Annotated in this window: 19 protein-coding genes; 12 read left to right on the top strand and 7 right to left on the bottom strand. The window is 39.6% G+C overall.

Annotated features, from left to right (window positions below; translation table 11 throughout):
• The first annotated feature begins 193 nt into the window (after positions 1-193).
• Both AC27JL_RS05180 and AC27JL_RS05175 read left to right on the top strand, forming a co-directional pair.
• Positions 194-1,045, top strand: coding sequence for a S1/P1 nuclease (locus AC27JL_RS05180; RefSeq protein ID WP_487195007.1), 852 nt, complete (start codon positions 194-196; stop codon positions 1,043-1,045).
• 303 nt (positions 1,046-1,348) lie between these two features.
• On the top strand, positions 1,349-4,468 hold the full coding sequence (locus AC27JL_RS05175; RefSeq protein WP_487195006.1) for a TonB-dependent receptor: 3,120 nt from the start codon (positions 1,349-1,351) through the stop codon (positions 4,466-4,468).
• A gap of 54 nt (positions 4,469-4,522) precedes the next feature.
• Here the strand turns inward: AC27JL_RS05175 and AC27JL_RS05170 are convergent, their stop codons facing one another.
• Positions 4,523-4,954 (bottom strand): MarR family winged helix-turn-helix transcriptional regulator, encoded by a 432-nt coding sequence (locus AC27JL_RS05170; RefSeq protein WP_033024862.1) that lies wholly within the window; start codon positions 4,952-4,954, stop codon positions 4,523-4,525.
• A gap of 144 nt (positions 4,955-5,098) precedes the next feature.
• Here AC27JL_RS05170 and hmgA point away from each other — a divergent pair, with 144 nt between their 5' ends.
• Together hmgA and maiA are read left to right on the top strand one after the other, a co-directional pair.
• The gene (hmgA, locus tag AC27JL_RS05165) at positions 5,099-6,400 is read left to right on the top strand and encodes a homogentisate 1,2-dioxygenase (RefSeq protein ID WP_487195005.1); all 1,302 of its coding nucleotides are present in this window, start codon (positions 5,099-5,101) and stop codon (positions 6,398-6,400) included.
• Positions 6,401-6,402: 2 nt separating this feature from the next.
• Positions 6,403-7,029, top strand: a complete 627-nt coding sequence (gene maiA, locus AC27JL_RS05160; protein WP_010556737.1) for a maleylacetoacetate isomerase — start codon at positions 6,403-6,405, stop codon at positions 7,027-7,029.
• A 12-nt stretch (positions 7,030-7,041) separates the two neighbouring features.
• On the opposite strand, the gene AC27JL_RS05155 is transcribed toward maiA, so the two are convergent.
• Positions 7,042-7,275 carry a TIGR02647 family protein gene (locus AC27JL_RS05155; RefSeq protein ID WP_006791677.1) on the bottom strand — a complete coding sequence of 78 codons (234 nt, stop codon included), beginning with the start codon at positions 7,273-7,275 and terminating at the stop codon, positions 7,042-7,044.
• Positions 7,276-7,381: 106 nt separating this feature from the next.
• Here AC27JL_RS05155 and AC27JL_RS05150 point away from each other — a divergent pair, with 106 nt between their 5' ends.
• Positions 7,382-7,684: a DUF1496 domain-containing protein gene (locus AC27JL_RS05150; protein WP_487195004.1), complete on the top strand. Its 303-nt coding sequence runs from the start codon at positions 7,382-7,384 to the stop codon at positions 7,682-7,684.
• A gap of 54 nt (positions 7,685-7,738) precedes the next feature.
• Positions 7,739-8,047, top strand: coding sequence for a VF530 family protein (locus AC27JL_RS05145; protein WP_008126252.1), 309 nt, complete (start codon positions 7,739-7,741; stop codon positions 8,045-8,047).
• Between the two features lie 48 nt (positions 8,048-8,095).
• Here the strand turns inward: AC27JL_RS05145 and AC27JL_RS05140 are convergent, their stop codons facing one another.
• Positions 8,096-9,715: a diacylglycerol kinase family protein gene (locus AC27JL_RS05140; protein WP_487195003.1), complete on the bottom strand. Its 1,620-nt coding sequence runs from the start codon at positions 9,713-9,715 to the stop codon at positions 8,096-8,098.
• Between the two features lie 510 nt (positions 9,716-10,225).
• On the opposite strand from AC27JL_RS05140, the gene AC27JL_RS05135 reads away from it, so the two are divergent.
• The 6 genes from AC27JL_RS05135 (at position 10,226) to AC27JL_RS05110 (ending at position 15,820) form a co-directional block, all read left to right on the top strand.
• Positions 10,226-10,750: a sigma-70 family RNA polymerase sigma factor gene (locus AC27JL_RS05135; protein WP_006791673.1), complete on the top strand. Its 525-nt coding sequence runs from the start codon at positions 10,226-10,228 to the stop codon at positions 10,748-10,750.
• Positions 10,747-11,430 (top strand): anti-sigma factor, encoded by a 684-nt coding sequence (locus AC27JL_RS05130; protein WP_487195002.1) that lies wholly within the window; start codon positions 10,747-10,749, stop codon positions 11,428-11,430. The genes AC27JL_RS05135 and AC27JL_RS05130 overlap by 4 nt, the downstream gene beginning before the upstream one ends.
• Positions 11,431-11,556: 126 nt before the next feature.
• Positions 11,557-13,149 carry a DUF4331 domain-containing protein gene (locus AC27JL_RS05125; protein WP_058429784.1) on the top strand — a complete coding sequence of 531 codons (1,593 nt, stop codon included), beginning with the start codon at positions 11,557-11,559 and terminating at the stop codon, positions 13,147-13,149.
• Between the two features lie 11 nt (positions 13,150-13,160).
• On the top strand, positions 13,161-13,664 hold the full coding sequence (locus AC27JL_RS05120) for an Ig-like domain-containing protein (protein WP_487195001.1): 504 nt from the start codon (positions 13,161-13,163) through the stop codon (positions 13,662-13,664).
• Positions 13,665-13,706: 42 nt separating this feature from the next.
• Positions 13,707-14,714: a tetratricopeptide repeat protein gene (locus tag AC27JL_RS05115; protein WP_010556744.1), complete on the top strand. Its 1,008-nt coding sequence runs from the start codon at positions 13,707-13,709 to the stop codon at positions 14,712-14,714.
• Positions 14,715-14,719: 5 nt separating this feature from the next.
• Positions 14,720-15,820 carry a HupE/UreJ family protein gene (locus AC27JL_RS05110; RefSeq protein WP_487195000.1) on the top strand — a complete coding sequence of 367 codons (1,101 nt, stop codon included), beginning with the start codon at positions 14,720-14,722 and terminating at the stop codon, positions 15,818-15,820.
• A 286-nt stretch (positions 15,821-16,106) separates the two neighbouring features.
• Here AC27JL_RS05110 and AC27JL_RS05105 read toward each other — a convergent pair whose 3' ends face one another.
• The 4 genes from AC27JL_RS05105 to AC27JL_RS05090 form a co-directional block, all read right to left on the bottom strand.
• Positions 16,107-16,721: a TetR/AcrR family transcriptional regulator gene (locus tag AC27JL_RS05105; RefSeq protein WP_039037614.1), complete on the bottom strand. Its 615-nt coding sequence runs from the start codon at positions 16,719-16,721 to the stop codon at positions 16,107-16,109.
• Positions 16,722-16,870: 149 nt separating this feature from the next.
• A complete protein-coding gene (locus AC27JL_RS05100) occupies positions 16,871-18,277 on the bottom strand; it encodes an efflux transporter outer membrane subunit (RefSeq protein ID WP_487194999.1) in 1,407 nt (468 codons plus the stop codon).
• The gene (locus AC27JL_RS05095; RefSeq protein WP_008126229.1) at positions 18,277-21,408 is read right to left on the bottom strand and encodes an efflux RND transporter permease subunit; all 3,132 of its coding nucleotides are present in this window, start codon (positions 21,406-21,408) and stop codon (positions 18,277-18,279) included. Before AC27JL_RS05095 ends, AC27JL_RS05100 begins: the two co-directional genes overlap by 1 nt.
• Before the next feature lie 12 nt (positions 21,409-21,420).
• On the bottom strand, positions 21,421-22,578 hold the full coding sequence (locus AC27JL_RS05090; protein WP_276755365.1) for an efflux RND transporter periplasmic adaptor subunit: 1,158 nt from the start codon (positions 22,576-22,578) through the stop codon (positions 21,421-21,423).
• Between the last annotated feature and the right edge of the window lie 95 nt (positions 22,579-22,673).

Raw genomic sequence — 22,673 nt, 5'->3', positions numbered from 1 at the left:
TTATTCATTTGAACAATTTTAATTACTTATTACAACAAGTAATTTTACCTATAGATGCTAAAGCACTGATTTATATTAATTATGAATAAGAAATTATGAATTTCATTGAGTCCTTCCTAATTTCAACAAAAGTAAGGACAATTGACCTTATTACAACGCAGCAACACCACTCCAAATTAATTAGGGAACCTTAATGCGTAGCAATGTAAAATATTCGATAACGTCAGCGCTTTTAATTAGTGCCATTTTTACAAGTAGCGATTCACTTGCTTGGGGCCAAAACGGTCACCGGGTTGTAGGTAAAATTGCTGAATCTCATATAACAGACACCACAAAGTCAGCTATTCAACCATTCTTAGCGGGTGAATCACTTGCACAGGTTTCAACTTGGCCTGACGAAATGCGCTCAAACCCGGGTAAATTTTGGCAAAAGCAATCTTCTCGTTGGCACTATATTAATGCCGCACCTAATAAGTCCTTCTCAATCAATCACGACCATACAAACAATAAAGAATCAGTTAGCAATATTCTTGAAGGCATCCACTACTCTATAAATACACTTAAAGATGAAAACAGCAGCCTAGATGCAAAGCAATTTAGTTTACGTTTTTTAGTTCACTTGGTTGGTGATAGCCATCAACCCTTCCATGCAGGAAGAAGCGAAGATAGAGGCGGAAACCGAATTAAAGTGTCGTTTTTTGGTCAAGATACAAACTTACACAGCTTGTGGGATACTAAATTAGTTGAAAACGAAAACTTATCATTTACTGAGTACGCGCAGTTTATAAACACTAACAACAGTGAACTAATTTCAGAATATTTAGAAAGCACACCAACTACCTGGGTTGAAGAGTCTCACAATTTAGCAAATACACTTTATAAATCTACAAATGAAGAAGTTGGTTACAGCTATGTTTATAAAAATACACCTATCGTAAAAACACGTCTGCTACAAGCAGGTGTTCGATTGGCTGGTTTGTTAAACGCTATGTTTGACCCTTCAGCTAAAGAGCTGGAAACAGCGTTAAAAAAAGTATCTATGTAATTTGTGACACATAAAACCTACACACGGGGATTTTTTGTAAAAGCTTGTTTTACATTTCACAAGTTTGTCATAAAACATCGGTAGTATGAGCTCGCTAATAGAGTGATTACTCAAAAAAAGGTAAAAAATAGTCAAAATTTGTACTATTTATTAAAAAAACATTGCAGTTGTATTTTATTTGTAACAAACAATTGGGGTACAATAGCGATGGTTTTTGAAATATAAACCTGCATTTAGTTTATTTTTTGAAAACCGAAAAATAAAAATATAAAAATTTAATTATTAACTACACGGGAAAATTAAATGAAAACTCAAATACGCAAAACGGCTCTATCACTTGCTATTGCAGCATGTGTTGGTGTTAGTGGCGCTGCAATTGCAAATGAAACAACATCTGCAATTAAAGGTCAAATCACTGGTCCTAACGGCAACCCTGCTGCTGGCACTAAAATTACAATTTTACACGTTCCTTCAGGCTCAGTTAAAACAACTGAAACTAATGATGCTGGTTACTTTACAGCTAAAGGCCTGCGTGTTGGTGGTCCATACAGAGTAGTTGTAGATTCTGACACTTATGCAGACCAAGAGTTCAATAATATTATTCTTAACATTGGTAACGATTACCCGGTAAATGCTTCTTTAGAGAATATCTCTAACATCGAGCAAATTGTAGTTACGGGTGCTCCTATCAGTGCTATGTCTGGTGGTACAGGTCCTGCGTCTACTTTTACGCTAACGGATCTTGAAAACCAACCAGCCATCAACCGTGATTTAAAAGATATCATCCGTATTGACCCACGTATCACAATTGATGATAGCCGTGGTTCAATCAACTGTGGTGGTGGTAACCCACGTTACAACAGCTTAACGCTTGACGGCGTTCGCATGAACGATAACTTCGGCTTAAGCTCAAACGGTTACCCTACTATCCGTGCCCCTTTCTCTTTCGACTCTATTGAACAAGTTTCAGCTGAACTAGCACCTTTTGACGTTCAATACGGTGGCTTTACATCGTGTAACATTAACGCTGTAACTAAATCGGGTGGCAACGACGTTCACGGTGGTGTTTTCTTCGATTACACAAACGATTCAATGAAAGGCGACGAAATTGAAGGTAATGAAGTTGACAACGGTAACTACACTGAAAAACGTTACGGTTTCAACGTAGGCCTTCCGCTTGTTGAAGATACATTATTCTTGTTCACTTCATACGAAAAACTTGAAGGTGTTCGCCAGTTTAATTACGACGGCCTTAGCAGTGGTAGTGTTACAGCTGATGACATATCTCGTATTCAGAGTATTTCTCAATCAGTTTACGGCTACGATGCTGGCGGTATGCCATCAAGCATGCCTGTTGAAGATGAAAAAATCTTAGTAAAACTAGATTGGAACATCAACGAAGATCACCGTGCAAACTTAATCTATAACTACAACGACGGTAACACAATTTCTCAGTCTGATACTGGTTCTAGCCGCGTTTCTTTATCAAACCACTTCTATAATCAAAGTGCTGAGTTTACATCAATCATTGGTTCTGTATATTCTGATTGGTCAGACGATTTTTCTACTGAAATTCGTTTAGGTAAATCAGAGCTAGATGCAACGGTTCAGTCATTAGATGCTGCAAGCAGCTTTGGTGAAATGCAAATCCGCACTGATAATGGTGGTACGGTTTACATTGGTCCTGATGATTCTCGTCAATCAAACGATTTAGACTACGACACAACTACATTTAAAGTTGCCGGTACATACTACCTAGACCAACACACTATTACTGCTGGTTACGAGTTTGAAGAGCTATCAGTTTTCAACTTATTCGTACAGCACACTCAAGGTGAGTACCGCTTCGATTCAATTGAAGACTTTGAAGCAGGTCAAGCAGCACGTATTTACTACAACAATGCTGCAGGTACTAACAACCCGAATGATGCGGCTGCAAGCTTTAAATACGCTCAACACACATTTTATGTACAAGACGAATACGCGTTTACTGACTTAGATGCAACAATTCAGTTTGGTTTACGTTACGACAAGTACACAAGTGATGACGTTCCTAACCTTAACAAGAACTTCACTAACCGTTACGGTTTCAGCAACCAGTCTACATTCGACGGTATTGACTTACTGCAACCACGTGTTGGCTTCCAATGGTACGCAACTGACGAACTTGAAGTACGTGCTGGCTTAGGCTTGTTCTCTGGTGGTAACCCGAACGTATGGCTGTCTAACTCATATTCTAACGACGGTATTACAAACATTAGTACGCAGTTCCGTGGTGTAGATTTATTTAACACAGCTAACGTAAACGGCGGTACTCCTGGTTTTGACGTACCTCAAGAAATGTTCGATATTGTTGCAAACACTGAAATTGGTGTAGGCGATGCAACTGTTAATGCTGTAGACCCTGATTTTGAAATTCCTTCAGAGTGGAAATATTCACTTGGTGCTACATACACAACTGAAGACGAATACGTAATCTCTGTAGATTACTTATACTCGAAGAAAAAAGACGCTGCATTAATGCGTGATATCGCACTTCAAGATAGCGGTGAAACTACGTTTGATGGTCGCCCAATTTACGAGTCTATCGAAGGCCGTGGTAACGAATATTTATTAACTAATGTTAGTGGCGATAGCGGCGATTCTTCAGTTATCTCTGCAGCAGTTAGCAAAATGTTTGATAACGGCGTTAACTTCAGTTTTGGTTATGCATACACAGATGCAGACGATGTAAACCCAATGACTAGCTCTGTAGCCGGTTCTAACTATGGTAACATCGCGCTTACTAATCCAGGTAACCCAGGTGTTGCGTCTTCAGATTATGAAATTCCGCATCGTTTTACTATGACGCTTGGTTACAAACATGAGTTTGTAGATGGCTTTGAAACACGCTTTAACCTTTACGGTGAAGCATACAAAGGCCTACCTTACAGCTTCACGTTTGACGGAAGTGACCGTAATGTATGGGGCGATAACAACTGGAATGGTAACCGTCAGTTATTATACGTTCCACTTGAAAACGATCCTAACGTTGTATACGACATGTCTGCAGCTGAAATCAATGAGTTCAACGACTTCATTGCATCTGAAGGGCTTAAACGTGGTGAAATCGCAGGTCGTAACCAACAAAATGCTGACTGGTTTGTTAAGTTTAACTTTAAAGTTACACAAGAATTACCAGGCTTTATGGAAGGTCATAAAGGTGAAGCATTCTTTGTAATCGACAACCTTACAAACATGCTAAATGATGACTGGGGCGTTCTTAAGAAAGGTCCTTTCGTAGGTGCAAGCATGATCTCAACATCTTTAGATGACCAAGGTCGTTACGTTTACTCAGGCTTTAACGGTAATAACGCTAATACTTCAGTACAAACTGGTGCTTCAGTATGGGAAATGCGTGTAGGTGTACGTTACACTTTCTAATCTAAATTGTCAGATTAGTTAAAATTATAAAAGCCCATCATTTGATGGGCTTTTTTATGCCTGTAATTTATTTTTTAGCTTATTAAGTACACTTATTAATAAACCTTGTTCATGTGTGTTTAACGAAGCCAATAGTTCTTTTTCCCACTTTAACGCCTCGGGTACTATTTTTTTATACATATCTTTTCCAGCTTCACTTAATGAAAGTATGGCTGCGCGCTTATCCTCTGAATTAATTTGAGTCATTAGCAACTTTTTTTCTACTAATATTTTTATTGCACGCGACACGGTCGATTTATCCATATTTGCCTGCGTACATAAATTTTTGGCATTACTTTGACCAAATTGCGCTAAATTCGCCAAAATTCGCCATTGAGGTATCGTTAAGTCAAATTTGCTCTGGTATACCTTAGCAAGATCATTACTTACCAAACTTGCTACATTAATTAGTTGATATGCTAAAAAAGTGTCTAAATCCAGTTTCATTGTTATCCCGTTAAATAGGTTTACTAGCTGTTCATTTATATTTACATACACATTCATAGAGCAATTTGAAATTACTCTCACTTGAGAGTATCTTAACTTAAATAAATAAAACATAAAACTAGCCTTCTCTCACAGGAGTCAGTAATGGCAGAACAGTTAAAGTACATGACCGGTTTTGGTAATGAATTTGAAACCGAAGCGCTACCCGGTGCCTTGCCTATAGGGCAATTTACTCCTCAAAAAGTTAAGTACGATCTTTACACTGAACAATTTAGCTCTACAGCATTTACCGCGCCTAGAGCAGCTAACCGCAGAACATGGCTGTATCGGTTACGCCCTTCGGTAGTGCAAGGTGATTACACCGCTGTTGATAACGGCTTGATTCGAACTGCGCCTATAACTGAAGCCGTAACACCTCCGACTATGCTTCGCTGGAACCCCGTTGAAATTCCTACAAAGCCAACTGATTTTCTAGATGGACTCATAACAATGGCTGCTAACGGCAGTGCTAATGGGCAATCTGGCATCGGTATTCATGTTTATGTTGCTAACAAGTCTATGGTTGATCGCTACTTTTACAACGCTGACGGTGAAATGCTATTTGTACCCCAACAAGGCGAGCTACTCCTGCATACAGAATGCGGTAAGCTCTGTGTAAAACCAGGTGAAGTTGCAGTTATACCCCGAGGAATGAAGTTTTCTGTTGATTTAATACAATCAACGGCCCGTGGTTATATCTGCGAAAACTATGGTCATGCTTTGGAGCTTGCAGAGCGAGGCCCTGTTGGTGCAAACGGCTATGCCAACGATCGTGACTTTCAATACCCAGTTGCAGCTTTTGAAGATAAAGAAGGTGATTTTGAACTGGTGTCAAAATTTAATGGCAACTTATTCAGCTGTGAGATTAAGCATTCCCCTTTCGATGTTGTTGCATGGACAGGTAATAGCGCGCCTTATAAATACGATTTATCGCGATTTAATGTAATGAACACAGTAAGCTTTGACCATCCGGATCCTTCTATATTTACCGTTTTAACCTCGCCATCAGCTACTGAAGGAATGGCTAATGTTGATTTTGTTATTTTTCCACCGCGTTGGATGGTTGCTGAAAACACTTTTCGTCCGCCCTACTATCATCGTAATATCATGAGTGAATTTATGGGGTTAATTGAAGGTGTATATGATGCAAAAGAGCATGGCTTTGTGCCAGGTGGCGCAAGTTTACATAATTGTATGTCTCCGCATGGACCTGAAGCGGATGTATTTGAAAAAGCATCTAATGCGGAACTGTTTCCACAAAAATACGAAAATACCTTAGCGTTTATGTTTGAATCCCGTTATGTCATTTCACCGACTAAATACGCATTAGAAGGTAAAGAACGTCAACCAAATTACACAGATTGTTGGCGAACAATTAAAAAACACTATTCAGGCAACAAGGATTAATTATGAAGCTTTACAGTTATTTTCGATCATCAGCTGCATACCGAGTGCGTATTGCGTTAAACCTAAAAAAAATTGACCATGAGTTGGCAATTGTAAATCTTTTAAAATCAGAGCAGCTTGAGGAAGGTTACCTAACACTAAACCCACAAGGGCTTTTACCAGCCCTTGAAACAGATGAAGGTGTACTTGGTCAATCATTAGCTATTTTAGAATGGCTTGATGAAACATACCCACAGTCACCATTAATTAGCGGCTCTGCTTGGCAAAAAGCCCAAATAAGAAACTTAAGTTTTGCAATAGCGTGTGATATTCACCCAGTGAATAATTTGCGAGTACTTAAGTATTTGTCGAATGAATTAAAAGTAGACGATGATGCTAAAAACACCTGGTACAAACATTGGGTTGAAGTAGGTTTTGATAAAATAGAAATACTACTTGGAGACGACGATTACTGTGTTGGAAACAAGCCAAGCCTTGCTGATGTTTGCTTGGTACCTCAGGTATTTAATGCTATTCGTTTTAATGTAGATATGAGTCGTTATCCAAAAATTGCAGCCATTTATGAACGATGTAATAAATTAGCTGCGTTTAATGATGCCGCACCGCAAAATCAACCCGATGCGACCTAAATACTGCTGAGCTTAACTTTTGAGCGCGCTATGAATAATCGTAACGTGCTCAATTAAATCTAATCCCAAATCCGTTAAGTAACCGCCATCAGGGCTATCTATAACGCCTTTATCAAATAATCGTTGTGCTGCTTCTATCAAGCTTGCTTCTGCGTCAGAATGTAATTTGATACCCTGCATTTTGCTATCAAGCGGAAACTTTGCAAGTAATGTGAATTCATCTATCATCAGCTGGTTAAATTTCATGTGTGTGTACCTTTTATTGTTCTGTTTATTTCTTAGTGTGTAATATTACACTAGCATGTTTTTTAGCATTACGTACTATTTTTAAAGTCAATTTTAGGAGAATGTTATGCGCGCATTAATAATTCTATCCGCCTGTTTTTTAAGCTTATCACTCTCGTTATTTTGTAATGCCGAGCCGCATAACAGCCGCACTTTTGTGAACGCAAGTCAGTTAACTCAGCACCAAACAATGTGTTGGTACGACGACAAACGCTATAGTGAAGGCGCATTAATTAGCTTTGATACGTTCAATTTACTGTGCGGTGCCAAAAACCCCAACCAAACCAATAGCGCATTAATGTGGCTTAAGCTCAATGAGCAAGGGAAAGTTATTTACCCAAATCGACCTAAAAAGATTACAGTGAAATAGCCTGCATATTGTATTTAAGCTACAATAAGCATAGTTTAAATAAGCAGTATGGCTATGGATAATCAACCTAAAAACCCACTACATGGGATCACACTAGAACAAATATTGGTCGAGTTAGAGCAGAGACTTGGCTGGAAAACGCTGGGCGAACAAGTAAAAATTAAGTGTTTTACGGATGCACCAAGCATAAAATCTAGCTTAAAATTTTTACGCAAAACCCCTTGGGCCAGAGACAAAGTTGAAGCGTTATATATTCATACAATAAATAACAAACCACTTCGCAAACCAAAAAGCGCACCTCGTAAAACAACAAACAAGGCTCCAGATACAACTGACTTTGTTTGGCCATCAATAAAAAAGTAAAAATATAAATAAAGGCGCACTTTAATGCGCCTTTATATTTTAGTTTTACTAAATTTCCTTACTGATCACATTAAGCGATGCTGGCTGTATTTCAATAACAAGCCTATCAGCCGTTTTCACTTCGCCATCAATGACATATTTAATTCCATTCTCTGAAGATATTTCGACTTTTTTAGCATTTGTGTGTTGAGAATTAATGGCTAAATGGCTTTGCGTTATGCTGCTAAACATAAGCTCGGCAATACTCAGTACCGTAGTGGAATTTTCTTTATTGGGTATAAGCCAATTTATATCAAGTAGCCCATCACTATGATTAGGCTGCCCTCCCCCTTGAGCAAGTAGCGTTGTAAACGGTGCTGCATTAGCAACAACAAAGCTGCTTGTAGTGATCATCATTGGGTTGTTATCGTCCAATTTAACGTTGAGCTGTTGCGATTTTTGTTCCGAAAACGCCTGAAAAAATCCTGTTAAATAAGCGAGTTGCCCAAATTTATTTTTAAATTCGCGGTCAGCTTTTTCAATCATTGCATGTTCAAAACCTATACCGGCTAAAAGTAGCATTAAATCGTCATTACAATATGCCGTATCTATTAACGTAGATTGACCATCAATAATTAAATCACACGCTTGCTCTACAGGTATAAATTTTGAACTTATTCCCATTAAAACGTGAGCAAGCGCATTAGCAGTCCCGAGCGGAATAATACCTAACTTACAGGGTGTATTAACTAATACGCTCGCAACTTCCGCTACTGTTCCGTCGCCACCGCAAGCAATAACAATATCAGGATTTTCACCAAGCGCTTGTTTGGCAAGCTCTATACCATTAATGTCAGGACTTGTGGTCATTACGGTTAAATCGTAATAAGTAGACAAACGGGCAATTATAAATTGCTCTTTTTCTTGCCATATTTTTGTACCCGACACGGGATTTGCAATTAAAAATGCACGATTTTTAATTACTAATTCGCCACTTTTATGTCGCTTTGCTAGGTGGCGCAGTTGGCGTTTATTTAGATTAGCGGTTTCACGTGTTTCTTTAATTTGGGCAAGCACATCATGCACATCGGCATGTTTATTTTGACTAAGTAAGTAAGCAGCCATTACAAACACTGAACGTCCGCGGCCCAACGCACAATGCACAACCACTTTATTGTTTTTTTGGATTTGATGATGAATCCAATTTATTGCTTGGTTAAGCTGAGAGTGTGTTGGCACGCTATGATCAAGTACTGGAATATTTAAGTAGTTAATACGCTCTTGTGTCGAGCTCCACTCTAAACCGTCAAACTCACAAGTAACATCTAATATAGCGGTAATATTATTGCTTTTTAACGTGTCTATATCCGAGGGAAATAAGCGGCATGCTAAAAAAAGGTTATCGTTAATTTGCTGAATTGGTGGCACTTTATCATGCTTACGCGACCACGCGTTGTACACTTGCGCCCCCAATAAAAAAGGAATAAACGCCCAGCGTATGTAAAATGGAATAACGCCGTTTTCTCGCTTTCTGAAAATTTTACCTATATTAAAAATGTATGCCCCACTGACCAATGACAGTGATAGCGCGGTCCAGTAAAAAAATAACGAAAAATAAATTGAATGTATTTCCCACCCTATAAAAATAAGTACACACGCTAATATCAAATAACTAATTGCAGCCCACATAAAATCTCCATTTATATTTATTGCTATTCATTAATTAATAAACAGCTTTTATAATTGTATTTGCAATTTACAAGCCACAAAACGGTAAAGCGTACGGCACCACTTTTTATTTATGTTATTGATATTTAATAGCTATTTAAATATCGTATTGTTTGGTTTGTATGGACTTTGCTCTTTTTACACAATGGGTGTGTTAATTTTTCACACGTATCATAGTAGTATCTAACTAAGTCTTAGTTCCATATTAGTGAATCTGACTCACCAAGCTAATTTATTTTAAGTTTAACTTAGCGTAGCGACTCTGCCATAAACAAAAACCGGCTCAACCATCACAGATGCTTTTCTCTAATATAGTTTTTAAACTCACAGAATCATACCTCATAATAAACCATAGATAGTCATTGCAAAAAAGAGCGAAAAGTATACTGTTGCAAGCTACTTAACTTTTTTGCATCCAAGTTCTAGCCTCAACCGTTTTTAAAAAAGAGAATAAAAATAAATAGGATATTTATGGAAAACGATAATTTACTGTCTCTGTTATACGATACATCACAGGGTGATAAGCATGCATTTTCAACCTTGTATCAACAAACAAGCGGAAAGCTTTTTGCCATTAGCTTAAATATGCTTTCTAACAGAGCACACGCCGAAGAAGTGTTGCAAGACGCATTCATTAAAATATGGCATAACGCCTCAGAATACAATGCTTCTAAAGGCACCGTCATAAGCTGGATGATAAGTATAGTAAGGTATAGAAGTCTTGATGCGTTGCGTTACAACAAAGTAAGAAAAGAGCAAACAATGGGAGATGATGACTTTGATATTCAGAGCGTCGATGTCAACTATGACGAAAATACTAAATTAGTAAACTGTATAGAGCAGCTTGAACCCCAGCAAAAGCAGGCCATTCATTTAGCTTACTATAAGGGGCTTAGTCACAGCGAGCTAGTAGACCATATAGAGTCGCCATTAGGCACAGTTAAAAGCTGGATCAGACGCGGGCTTACACAACTTCAGAGGTGTTTAACATTATGAATTATACAAAACCCGAGCTGTTAGACGCGCTAGCAGGACAATATGTACTTGGCACACTCAAGGGGCTGGCACGAAAACGTTTTCAGCGCTTGTTACTTAGCTCAAGCAAAGCACGTGAGGCAATTTTTATGTGGGAGCAAAACCTTAATAATCTAGCAAGTGCAATTACACCACAAGCACCTAGCGATTCTGTTTGGGAAAACATTTTGCAAGGTATTGAGTCAAAAACAGTGCCTAGTCAAACAGTGGTGCAAACTAAGCCGTCGATTTGGCAGACATGGTCGTTTATAGCCACCGCCGCGTGTATTGTGTTGGCATTTTTAGTCATTCAACCGGCCAAAAAAGTGTCGCAATATCAGCAAATTGCACTCGTGCAAAACCAAGATAAACAGTCTTTATGGTTTATTGAAGTAAACGAAGATGCATTAACTATTAAAGCCAGTAGTCAATTAGTTGCCCAAAGAGATAAAGATTATCAACTATGGATGATCTTAAAAGGGCAAGATTTACCTGTTTCGTTAGGTATATTACCTAAACAAGGCGGTAAATTTTTGCTAAAAGATAAACGCTTTAACGCTGACGATATCTCACTACTAGCAGTCAGTTTAGAGCCTTTAGGTGGTTCGCCAAACGGCTTACCTACCGAGGTACTTTATACAACCGAACTCGTGTTACTTTAACCACTTGTATGGCTGCTTATATAAGCAGCCATTTTTTATTTAAATAAAATTTAACTTTCTTGCATCCAATCTAAATCCCCCCCCGTTATTAGCTATGACTTCTATTTAAAACTAAAGGAAAAAGTCATGAAAGCTTTAACACCATCAATACTCGCAGTAGTAATATGCAGCACTTTTATTAGCGCACCAAGTAACGCATCAAGTCACCGAGAAGCGCCAAATATTAGTCGCTTTCCGACCTTAGATTCTACCGACTTTTATGTATTTAATAGCTATGAACAAGGAAAAGAAGAGTACGTCACACTAATTGCAAACTATATTCCATTACAGGATGCCTACGGCGGCCCTAATTATTTTGCAATGGACCCAGATGCAACTTACAGCATACACATAGATAACGATGGCGATGCCGTTGAAGACATTACTTTTGCATTTGATTTTCAAAGCATGCTACCAAACGATAATCAAGGTGTGCAATTAGCTGTAGGCCCAGAAGGCAACCAGCGTACTGTTTCTGTACCACTCAAAAATGTGGGTGGTGTATCAGCCGGTGATAATAGCGCAACTAACTTCAGTGAATCATATACTCTGAGTATGATTAATGGGCCGCAGCGCACAGGTGTTGCAACCTCATTAAATAATACCACTACGGGCACATCTACATTCAGTAAGCCACTTGATTATATTGGTAATAAAACATTTACCTCTAAAGCTGACTATCAAACTTACGCAGATCAATTTGTATATAATGTGTCAATCCCGGGTTGTGAAAGCATGGCACAAGTATTTGTTGGCCAAAGAAAAGATGCGTTTGTCGTTAACCTTGGTAAAACGTTCGATTTAGTAAACTACGTACCGGTAGAGGGCGACAGCGCTCCGGGTGCTGGTGACGCAGGTGGCTTCCCTGGAGGCATTACCCAATCGGCTGACAATGACGATCTTGCAGATAAAAACGTGACATCAATTGCTATTGAAGTACCAAAAAGCTGTATTGTAGGCGAAGGTAATGGCGTTATTGGTTCGTGGACCACTGCAAGTTTACCACAAGCTCGCATACTAAACCCGAATGCTAAATTTGCTAATAATGCAGTTAATGGTGGTGCACTTACTCAAGTATCGCGTTTAGGAAATCCACTTGTTAATGAGCTTGTTATTGGCATAAAGGATAAGGATACTTTCTCGACAGCACACCCTAAGGACGATGGACAGTTTTTAGATTATGTATCTCATCCAGCCCTTCCTGAACTTTTAAATATTTTATTCAAGGATGCAGTTAATACGACACTTGGCGCTAACCTCGAAACATTAGCCCCAACAAACTTTCCTCGTACCGATTTAATTACTGCATTTTTAACTGGTTTTGCTGGTGTTAATCAACAAGCAACCGTCACTCCCTCTGAAATGCTTCGTTTAAACACAAACATCGCGGCAACAGCGCAAAGTGAGCAGTCTGCATTTGGTGTTGCAGGAAACGATTTAGCTGGCTTTCCAAACGGCCGACGCCCTGGCGATGATGTTGTTGATATTGCTCTGCGCGTAGTAATGGGTCGTTTATGTCATCCTATTCCTGTTGCAGGCGAAGATACTGACCTAGGCTTGTGTACTCCCGAAGATGCAAGCGTTGGTACAGTACCATTTACCGATGGCGCACCTGTTGATGCAACAATGATGGACTCAACCTTTCCGTACTTAGCTACCCCACTTGCGGGCTCTAAATAAGGAGTAAACTAATGCAACACTTAAAAATAACGCATATAGGTATTCTGCTTAGCGCATTAACGCTGGGAGCGTGTAGCAATGATGACGACAATAAAAAGCCGTTGCCTGAGGTTAATACAGCACCCTCAGTTAGCGACATCATGTTAACAACGCAAACGGAGGTGAATATTACCGACTCACTGACAGCCATAGATAAAGAAGGTGATTCACTTACTTATTCATTGGTCAGTGAGCCTTCATTAGGCATGGTAAATATTGACGCTGATGGCAATTTTACTTACACACCAAATAAAGAGGTTACGGGCACAGATAGCTTTACTTTTGGCGTATCTGATGGCGTTAACAGCCAAGTAAGTGCAATGGTTAATATCACTATTGAAGCTTTGCAAGTCGACTTTGCTCAGTTTACTAGCGATGCATTTAACCAAGCACCGAATGCAGAGCCACTCTCTCTAAATGGAAGAGAGTTTACAAATAAAGACACAGATATTAATAATTTAATTAGTAATCAGTAAATAAGCTGACTGGCCATGGATGGCTATTTTAAGGATACAAATATGAAATCACCTCTAGTAAACCTGATGATTACATTAAGCTTAGTGTGCTCATTTGAGCTTTTTGCAGCGGCTTATACACCTAATGACAACGACGTAATAGCAGTCACTAAATCGGATTTAACTGCCTCACTATCGATAAATGAAATAGAAAATCTAGTCAATAAAAGTCAATTCGTTGGACAAACGGAGCATATGCAAGGGGTACTCAAAAACAGGCTCGCAGAAATATACTTAAATGAGCCAACGCCACAGGTAGGCTATTTATATGCACGCGTTTTACAAAAAGAGCATTTGTTTAATGATGCGATAAACATTGCTAATAGTGTTTTAAAAATAACGCCTGATCACAGCAACACTCATCTATTGCTGGCTAATTTGTACATGACACAAGGCCAGTTTGAACTTGCTAAACAGCATTGCTTAGCACTAATAACAAGGGTAAGCACATTAACGGCCAGTACTTGTGTACTAGACGTGCAAAGTCAGCACGGTAATTTATTAAGAAGTTATCAATCTTTAGTAAAGCTAACGAACAATAAGCCTATTGGACTCAATACAAAACATGTCCTAGCTGAAATGAGCTTTAGATTACAAAACTACACAAACGCATTAAAGCACCTTGAAAATATAAATTTAGTAAACTCTCCAGTAAGCCTAATTGCTTTATGGGCAGACATACAACTGGGCTTAAACAAGCCACAGCAAGTGATAACCAAATTAAGTAATTTATTAAAAGAATCGCACGATCTAGAAGATGCGCTTTTGCTGCGCTTAGCCATCGCAGAAAAAAAACTAAACACAACACAATACAAATGGCAAAACGCCATGAAGCAACGAGTAGAGCTCAGAGAAATTCGCCACGACAGCTTTCACGCAAGTGACCTCGCCAACTATTATATTCACGTGCAGCCAAACAAATCTAAAGCCTTGTATTGGGCCAATATTAATTGGCAACAAGCTAAAATGAATATCGACCAAGCGCTGATTGTTCAAGCAAAAAGGATGTAAATGTTATGAAAATATTAATACGCGTATTTTCTATTATGTTGTTAAGCTTATTATTTTCAACAGCAGCTTTTGCGCACCAGTTAAGCACCGGCTACATTACGCTTAATAGCAACAATACAGCTCAATACAGCGGCAATTGGGAAATCAATGTTGCAGATTTAGAGCACGTTATAGCACTCGACTTAGACCAAAACGCCAACATTACCTGGTCTGAAATAAAAGCAAAACGCGACTCAATTAACGCATTTATAAAAAACAATCTTATCGCAGAACAAAACGAACAAACTTGTGCACTCACTGTAAATAACAATTACCAGCTAAGTGAGCACTTTAATCAGCCTTACTTGGTATTACCTGTGTCATTTTCGTGTTTAACAAATAACGAGATTACGCTTAAGTATTCAGCCTTTTTTCAAGATGACGCAAATCATAAGGTCATTGTTAATGTGAATAAGATAGCACGTGTGTTTAGTATAAATGAGCCTAGCCAAACCTTTAATACTAAGCAGTCGAGCTATTTAGATACCTTTACAGAATATGTGTATCAGGGCGTATTACACATTTGGATAGGCATCGATCATATTTTATTTTTAATTGCGCTATTACTAACTTGTGTTTTAACCCGTGATAAAAACACCTGGCAGCCCATTAGCTCTAAAAAACACATTATCAAACACACTGCCTGGATTGTTACAGCATTTACACTTGCTCATTCTATAACGCTTACAGCAACAGCGCTTGATTTAATATCTCTCAATACTCGCTGGGTTGAACTAATTATTGCAATTTCTGTATTGTTTGCAGCCCTTAATAATGTTTGGCCCGTTGTTTTGCGTTTAGGCTGGCTGACATTTGCTTTTGGGTTACTTCACGGGATGGGATTTGCGAGTGTACTTGGTGAATTAGGTTTGTCGAGTAACTATCAATTAATGAGCATATTGGCATTTAATTTAGGGGTAGAGATTGGCCAACTAAGTATTTTATTAGTAGCGTTGCCTTTATTAATTGCATTTAGAAAAACCGCTTGGTATGTAAAATGGTTAATGCCTGCAGGGTCTATAGGTATTGCCGTTGTGGCTCTAAACTGGTCTATTGAACGCTTTTGAACATAACTATACCCATTCGCCTAATTAAGTAATCTATTTTGAAGATGGAAAAACGTCTTGATAGCTAGGAAAACAATTCGCTATTTAGTTGTTATCGGCAATTTCTACTGCATTGCTCTGCATTCATGCAGTCGTAAATGAGAGTTTTTTAACGTAAATAGCGAGACATTTAGCCCCACAAAATGATTAAGTATTATTGCGGGTTGGTATTAATTTAAACGGTTGTTAATACTATAAACCCGCTAATATAGCGGGCATATAGTTTATGCATTTTAATAGCACTATTTTAATCTTCAAACGGCATTAACAACGTTTTCATTGCCGGGCGAAGCGCAATTAAAACTGTCTCTTCGGTAAGTTCGGGGTAAAGCACTTTTCGCAAAAGTAAGCCTGCCATTACTGAAAAAATAACATTAATACGGCTTTCTAGCTCTACCTCATCTATGTCTTTTATCACACTGCGTTCACTTATTAGCAACTGGCGCATTCTATTTCGCGCTTGCGTGTCAGCATCACGTAATAGTTTAGCTACCTTTACGTTTCTACCAGCTTCAGCGAGCATTTCTAAATCAACCGCACATTCACCGGTATCCATATGCCTTTGAACGCCGATATTTAAACCGTTCAATAATACTGTGAGCGTATCTTCTGGTTGCCCTTCAAAATGCTCAAATATAGAAAACATTTCTTCCATATCTTTTTCAATAATACTTTCTATAATGGCTTCTTTACTTTCAAAGTAGTTATAAATATGCCCGGCACTCATTCCTGCTGTTCTGGATATTTCAGCCATACCTGCAGCATGAAAGCCTTTACGACGAAAGCATTCAGCCGCCGCAGTTAAAACCTGATCACGACGCGCTTTGGCTATCGCTGGATCTGTCTGTCTTTTAGTTTTCATACAAAGCTCCACTGCCAAGTGATTAGACTCGACAATAAGGCAAATACTTAATCATTTTGAAATACGCCTTTCACTCATAAATAAGTATTTAGTCCTATATAAATCTAGTTAATTAGCTGCAAAAAGGTGTTTACAGCTAAAACCCTTACTTAGTTGGTTTGATCGCTTTTCTCCCAGCCACCGCCCACTACTTTATACAGGCTAATTTGGCTAGCTAACAAAGCCTGTTGACCCAAAATTTGCTGTTGCTGTGCACTGTACCAGCTGCGTTGTGCATCAAGGACTTGTAAATAGCTATCAACACCTTTATCGTAACGCGCCTTTGATAGCGAAAACGTAGACTCTCGGCTTTGTAGTAACATATCAAGTGCGCTTAATTGCGTTTGATAGCCTTCGTTGTCTGCTAACGCATCGGCGACTTCGCGAAATGCTTGCTGAATTTTTTGCTGATAAGTAACTACAGCAATTTGTTGGTCGGCCTTAGCAACATCTAGCTGAGCTTGGTTTCTGCCCATATTAAAAATAGGTAAAGTAACTGATGGAATAAAACTCCACGTACCCGAACCTGCATCAAATAAATCACTTAAATCGTTAGAGGCAGTACCCGCATTAGCCGTTAAGCTAATACTGGGGTAAAAAGCAGCACGCGCTACACCAATGTTGGCATTAGCGGCCAATAACTGATGTTCTGCTGCTTTAATATCTGGGCGTTGAGTTAATAAATCAGAAGGTAAACCAACCGGTATTTTAGGCAACGCTAATAACGAGTCCAGCACCTTATTTGGCAGAAGTTCAGGGCTTACTGGTTTTCCTACTAATAAATCAAGTGCGTTTTTATCTCGCTTTAATAAACGTTTATACGTTGCAATATCAACCTTTGCGCTGGCAACGGTACTTTTCAATTGCTCTAACGTAATTTTAGATGCTGCGCCTAAATTAAAACTTTTTTGAGTAAGCCCAAGCGACGCTTGTTGCGATTTTAACGTTTCCTCAGCAAGCCCAAGTAACTGTTGATCGGTTGCATAATTAAGCCACGCATTAGCCAGCTCTGCTACCAACGACACTTGCGTACTGTATTGAGTAAGCTCAGTAGAGTATAAATTTTGCAGCGCTTGTTGAGTTTGGTTACGAACCTTACCCCATATATCTAATTCGTAAGAGGTAATACCTACAGTAGCACTGTATTGCGAGCTTATAGTGGCCTCATCAGTACTTGTTAAACTTGCAGGCAGACGCTGGCGAGTGCCCGAACCATTAACATTTAAGGACGGATACAATACTGAGTTTTCTATTTGATACAACCCACGTACCCGCTGCACATTGAGCATCGCAATTTGCAGATCTTTGTTGTGCTCAAGGCTTTGACCTATAAGCACCTGTAATTTTTTATCGCTAAAAAACTGCTGCCACTTTAATGTGTTAACTGTGGCTTGCTCTGTTTGAACTGAATACGTTTCGGGTACTGGCAGCGCTAAATTTTGCTGTTCGGGTGCCAACTGGCACCCACTTAAAGCAGCCAACGTAAGCACACTCAACGAAAAAGTTTTTATATGCATTATGCTGTCTCCTCGTTAGTGTTTTTTTCTTTTGCAGGGAATACACGGCGTACTAATACAAAAAACAGCGGCACAAAAACAACAACCAAAATAGAAGATGCGAGTGTTCCACCAATAATTGAAATGCCTAATGCGTTTTGCGCACCAGAGCCTGCACTTGATGCAATAGCGAGTGGAATAACACCACAAATAAAGGCCATTGAAGTCATTAAAATTGGGCGTAAACGCAGCCTTACTGCAGCCACAGCCGCTTCAACTAAATCAAGCCCTTCGTCCATTTTATGGATAGCAAATTCCACAATTAATATGGCATTTTTAGACGCTAACCCTATCGTAGTTAATAAGCCCACTTGCAGGTAAATATCGTTTGATAATCCGCTACCCAATGCAGCCATAGCAGCACCAAATATACCTAACGGAACAATCATCATAACCGCAAACGGTACCGACCAACTTTCATAAAGAGCCGCTAAACATAAAAATACAAATAACAACGACAAACCATACAATAAAGGTGCTTGGCCGCTGCTAGAGCGTTCTTGAAATGAAATACCGGTCCATTCAGACGAAATACCATTTGGCAGCTGTTTTACCAAGCGCTCCATTTCATCCATTGCTTGTCCTGTGCTGTAACCAGGTGCAGCGGTTCCTTGTATTTCCATTGCTGAAAAGCCATTGTAACGTTCTAAACGCGGCGAACCATAAGTCCAATAGGCCGTTGCAAAGGCAGAAAACGGAACCATATCACCCTCATTATTACGTACATACCACTTATTTAAATCTTCAGGCACCATTCGAGATTCAGCATCGCCTTGCATATATACTTTTTTAACACGCCCACGGTCAATGAAGTCATTTACATAACTACTACCCCAAGCCGTAGCAAGGGTGTTATTAATATCGGTTTGCGACACACCCAATGCTTGTGCTTTAGCTAAATCGGTATCGAGTTGTATTTCTGGCATATCTTCTTGACCATTAGGGCGTACACCAGCCAATATCGGGCTTTGGCTTGCTAAACCTAATAGTTGATTACGTGCTGCTAAAAGCGCATCGTGGCCCAAACCTACACGGTCTTGTAAAAATATATTAAAACCATTTGCTGTTCCCAGTTCTACAATTGCTGGTGGTGGAAAAGCAAACACAAACGCTTCTTTAATACTGGAAAAGTACCCCATGGCTTTACCTGCTACACCTTGTACAGATAAATCATCACGTTGGCGTTCATCCCAATGCTTAAGATTAACAAACCCTATTGCTGAGTTTTGGCCAGAACCTGCAAAGCTAAACCCGGTAACGGTAAAAATACCGTTTACTGCTTCAGATTGTTCGTTCAAGTAGTGGTTTTCTACTTTTTTAACCACTTCAAGTGTTTGCTCGGTTGTAGAACCTGCAGGTAACGAAACTTGGTTAAATAATATGCCTTGGTCTTCATCTGGTAAGAATGCGGTTGGTAAATTTGAAAACACATAAGCCATTCCACCTACAATTAAAAAGTATATAACAAGGTAGCGTTTAGCATGTTTGATCATACGGCTCACAAAGCTTTGCGCACCCGAGTTTGTTTTGTCAAACCCGCGGTTAAACCCTGTAAAAAATTTACCAAATAACGACTTATCATTATGAACATGGCTAGGCTTCAAAAGCGTTGCACACAGTGCCGGCGTAAGTATAAGCGCCACAAGTACCGATAAACCCATAGCAGAAACAAGGGTAATTGAGAACTGACGATAGATTATACCCGTCGAGCCGCTAAAAAAGGCCATCGGAATAAATACAGCAGAAAGCACCATTGCAATACCAACAAGCGCGCCTTTAATTTCGTCCATTGATTTGCGGGTTGCATCAAGCGCTGAGAGTTTTTCTTCGGTCATCAGTCGCTCTACGTTTTCTACAACAACAATGGCATCATCAACTAGTAACCCGATGGCAAGCACCATGGCAAACATGGTCAATGTATTAATTGAGTAACCAAAAGTGTATAAAATACCAAACGTTCCCAGCAGTACCACTGGCACTGCAATTGTTGGAATAAGCGTTGCTCTAAAGTTTTGTAAAAACAAGTACATAACAACAAACACCAACACAACCGCTTCTATAAGCGTATGAATTACTTTTTCAATTGAAAGCGCCACAAATGGTGTAGTGTCGTAAGGCACAACCGCTTCAAGTCCCTCAGGAAAAAATGGCTCTAATTCAGCAATGGCATCTTTTACACCCTGCGCAGTATCAAGCGCGTTGGCGCCACTGGCCAATTTAATCCCTAAGCCAGAAGCTGGTTTTCCGTCATAACGCGCGACAACCCGGTAGCTTTCTCCACCTAGCTCAACACGGGCAACATCACTCAACTTTACAAAAGAGCCATCTGCATTGGTTTTAACTAAAATATCTCTAAATTGCTCAGGAGTTTGTAAGCGGCTTTGCGCGGTCACAGTCGCGTTGAGTTGCTGTCCCGCCACCGCAGGCATAGCACCTAATTGCCCAGCCGACACTTGTGCATTTTGAGCACTGATAGATGCACTTATATCTGCAGGCGTTAATTTATAGTTTTGAAGCTTAGCCGGATCTAACCAAATACGCATTGCATACTGCGAGCCAAATAACTGTACTTCACCCACACCTTCAACACGTGAAACAATATCTTGCACGTTTGATGACACGTAGTCGCCAATATCAATGTTGGTCATGCTGCCATCTTTAGACATAAACGCATAAACCATCAAAAAGTTACGGGCTGACTTTGCAACCACAACACCTTGCCTTTGAACGGCTTCAGGTAATAGTGGCGTTGCAGTAGCTAACTTGTTTTGTACTTGAACCTGAGCAATATCAGGGTCGGTTTCAGCGCTAAACGACAGTGTGAGCGTTGCTGAACCGCTAGACTCTGACGTTGACGACATGTATAACAAGCCATCTAAGCCTTTCATTTTTTGCTCTATCACTTGTGTAACAGTATCTTCGAGCGTACGCGCCGATGCACCTGGGTAGGTAGCCGTAATACTTATTGCTGGCGGCGCGATAGACGGATACTGCGCAATAGGTAAACTTTTAATTGCTAATATACCTGCTAGCATCACTACTATGGCAAGTACCCAAGCAAATATAGGTCTATCGATAAAAAATCGTGACATGTAAATTCTCCGTTATTGCGCTTTAGCAGTTTGAACTTCAGATGGGCTAACTGGTGCGCCCGGGCGAATTTTTTGTAGCCCTTCTACAATCAGTTTATCTCCTTCCATTACGCCATCGGTTACAAGCCAATTAGATCCAATGGTGCGATCTGTTTTCAAAACGCGGCTCTCTACCGTATTGTTTTTGCTAACAACCATTGCGGTAGGTTCACCTTTCGAGTTTCGACTAACACCGCGCTGTGGAACTAAAATAGCGTCGTTTTTAACACCTTCAACAATTGAGGCGCGAGCATACATCCCTGGAAGTAGTAACTTTTCAGGGTTAGGAAATTTAGCGCGTAATGTAACCGAGCCTGTACTTGGGTCAACTGTCACCTCAGAAAACTGTAAAGTGCCTTTATGAGAATATAAAGAGCCATCTTCCATAGTGAGTTCAACATCGGTTTGACTGGTTGAATCTACACTTAGATCGCCAGAAACAATCGCTTTTTTAAGCTTGGTTAATTCGCTACTCGACTGCGTTAAATCAATATAGATAGGATCTAGTTGTGTAACTGTTGCCAAAGAAGTAGCTTGGTTGGCACTTACTAACGCACCTACGGTGACATTCGATTTACTAATTTGCCCACTAATAGGCGAAGAGACATGACTGTATTCTAAATTAATTTTTGAGGTTTGCAGCTGCGCTTGAGCAGTAAGGAGTTCGGCTTTTGCTTGCTTATAGGCTGCATCAGCCTCGTCGTAATCTTGCTGGCTAACCGCTTTAATTTTTAATAATTCACTATAGCGAGACGCTTTAGCTTTACTGCTTGCAATGCTTGCTTCAGCGCGGGCAACAGCAGCTTCACTTGCCGCTAAATTGGCTTCAAAAGTAGCAGGGTTAATTTGGTAAAGCGCTTGACCTTTTTCTACTTGAGACCCCTCGGTAAATAAACGTGATTGCACAATACCGCTTACTTGCGGGCGTATTTCTGCAATTTGAAATGCACTAATACGTCCAGGCAACTCTTGCCTTAAAGTTAGCGATTGTTTTTTAAGCGTAATAACCCCTACCGGCACAGCTTTAGGAGCAGCTGCCTGCGACTGCTCTGTCACTTGGTCACAACCAGTTAACGCAACTGAACCTAGGAGAACTGAAAATACAAATAAAGCGGTGCTAGAACGCTGCATGTCAAATACCTTTAATTTAGAGTGAACGATCATTCTAAATTAAATTTTAGTGAGAATACATCTTAATAAGCCGATCTTTACACAAAATTACACTC

The sequence above is a fragment of the Pseudoalteromonas sp. 4NS20-0020 genome, assembly GCF_057554385.1.
The sequence above is the reverse complement of the archived record's forward strand: the minus strand, read 5'-3'. Positions and strand labels throughout refer to the sequence as shown.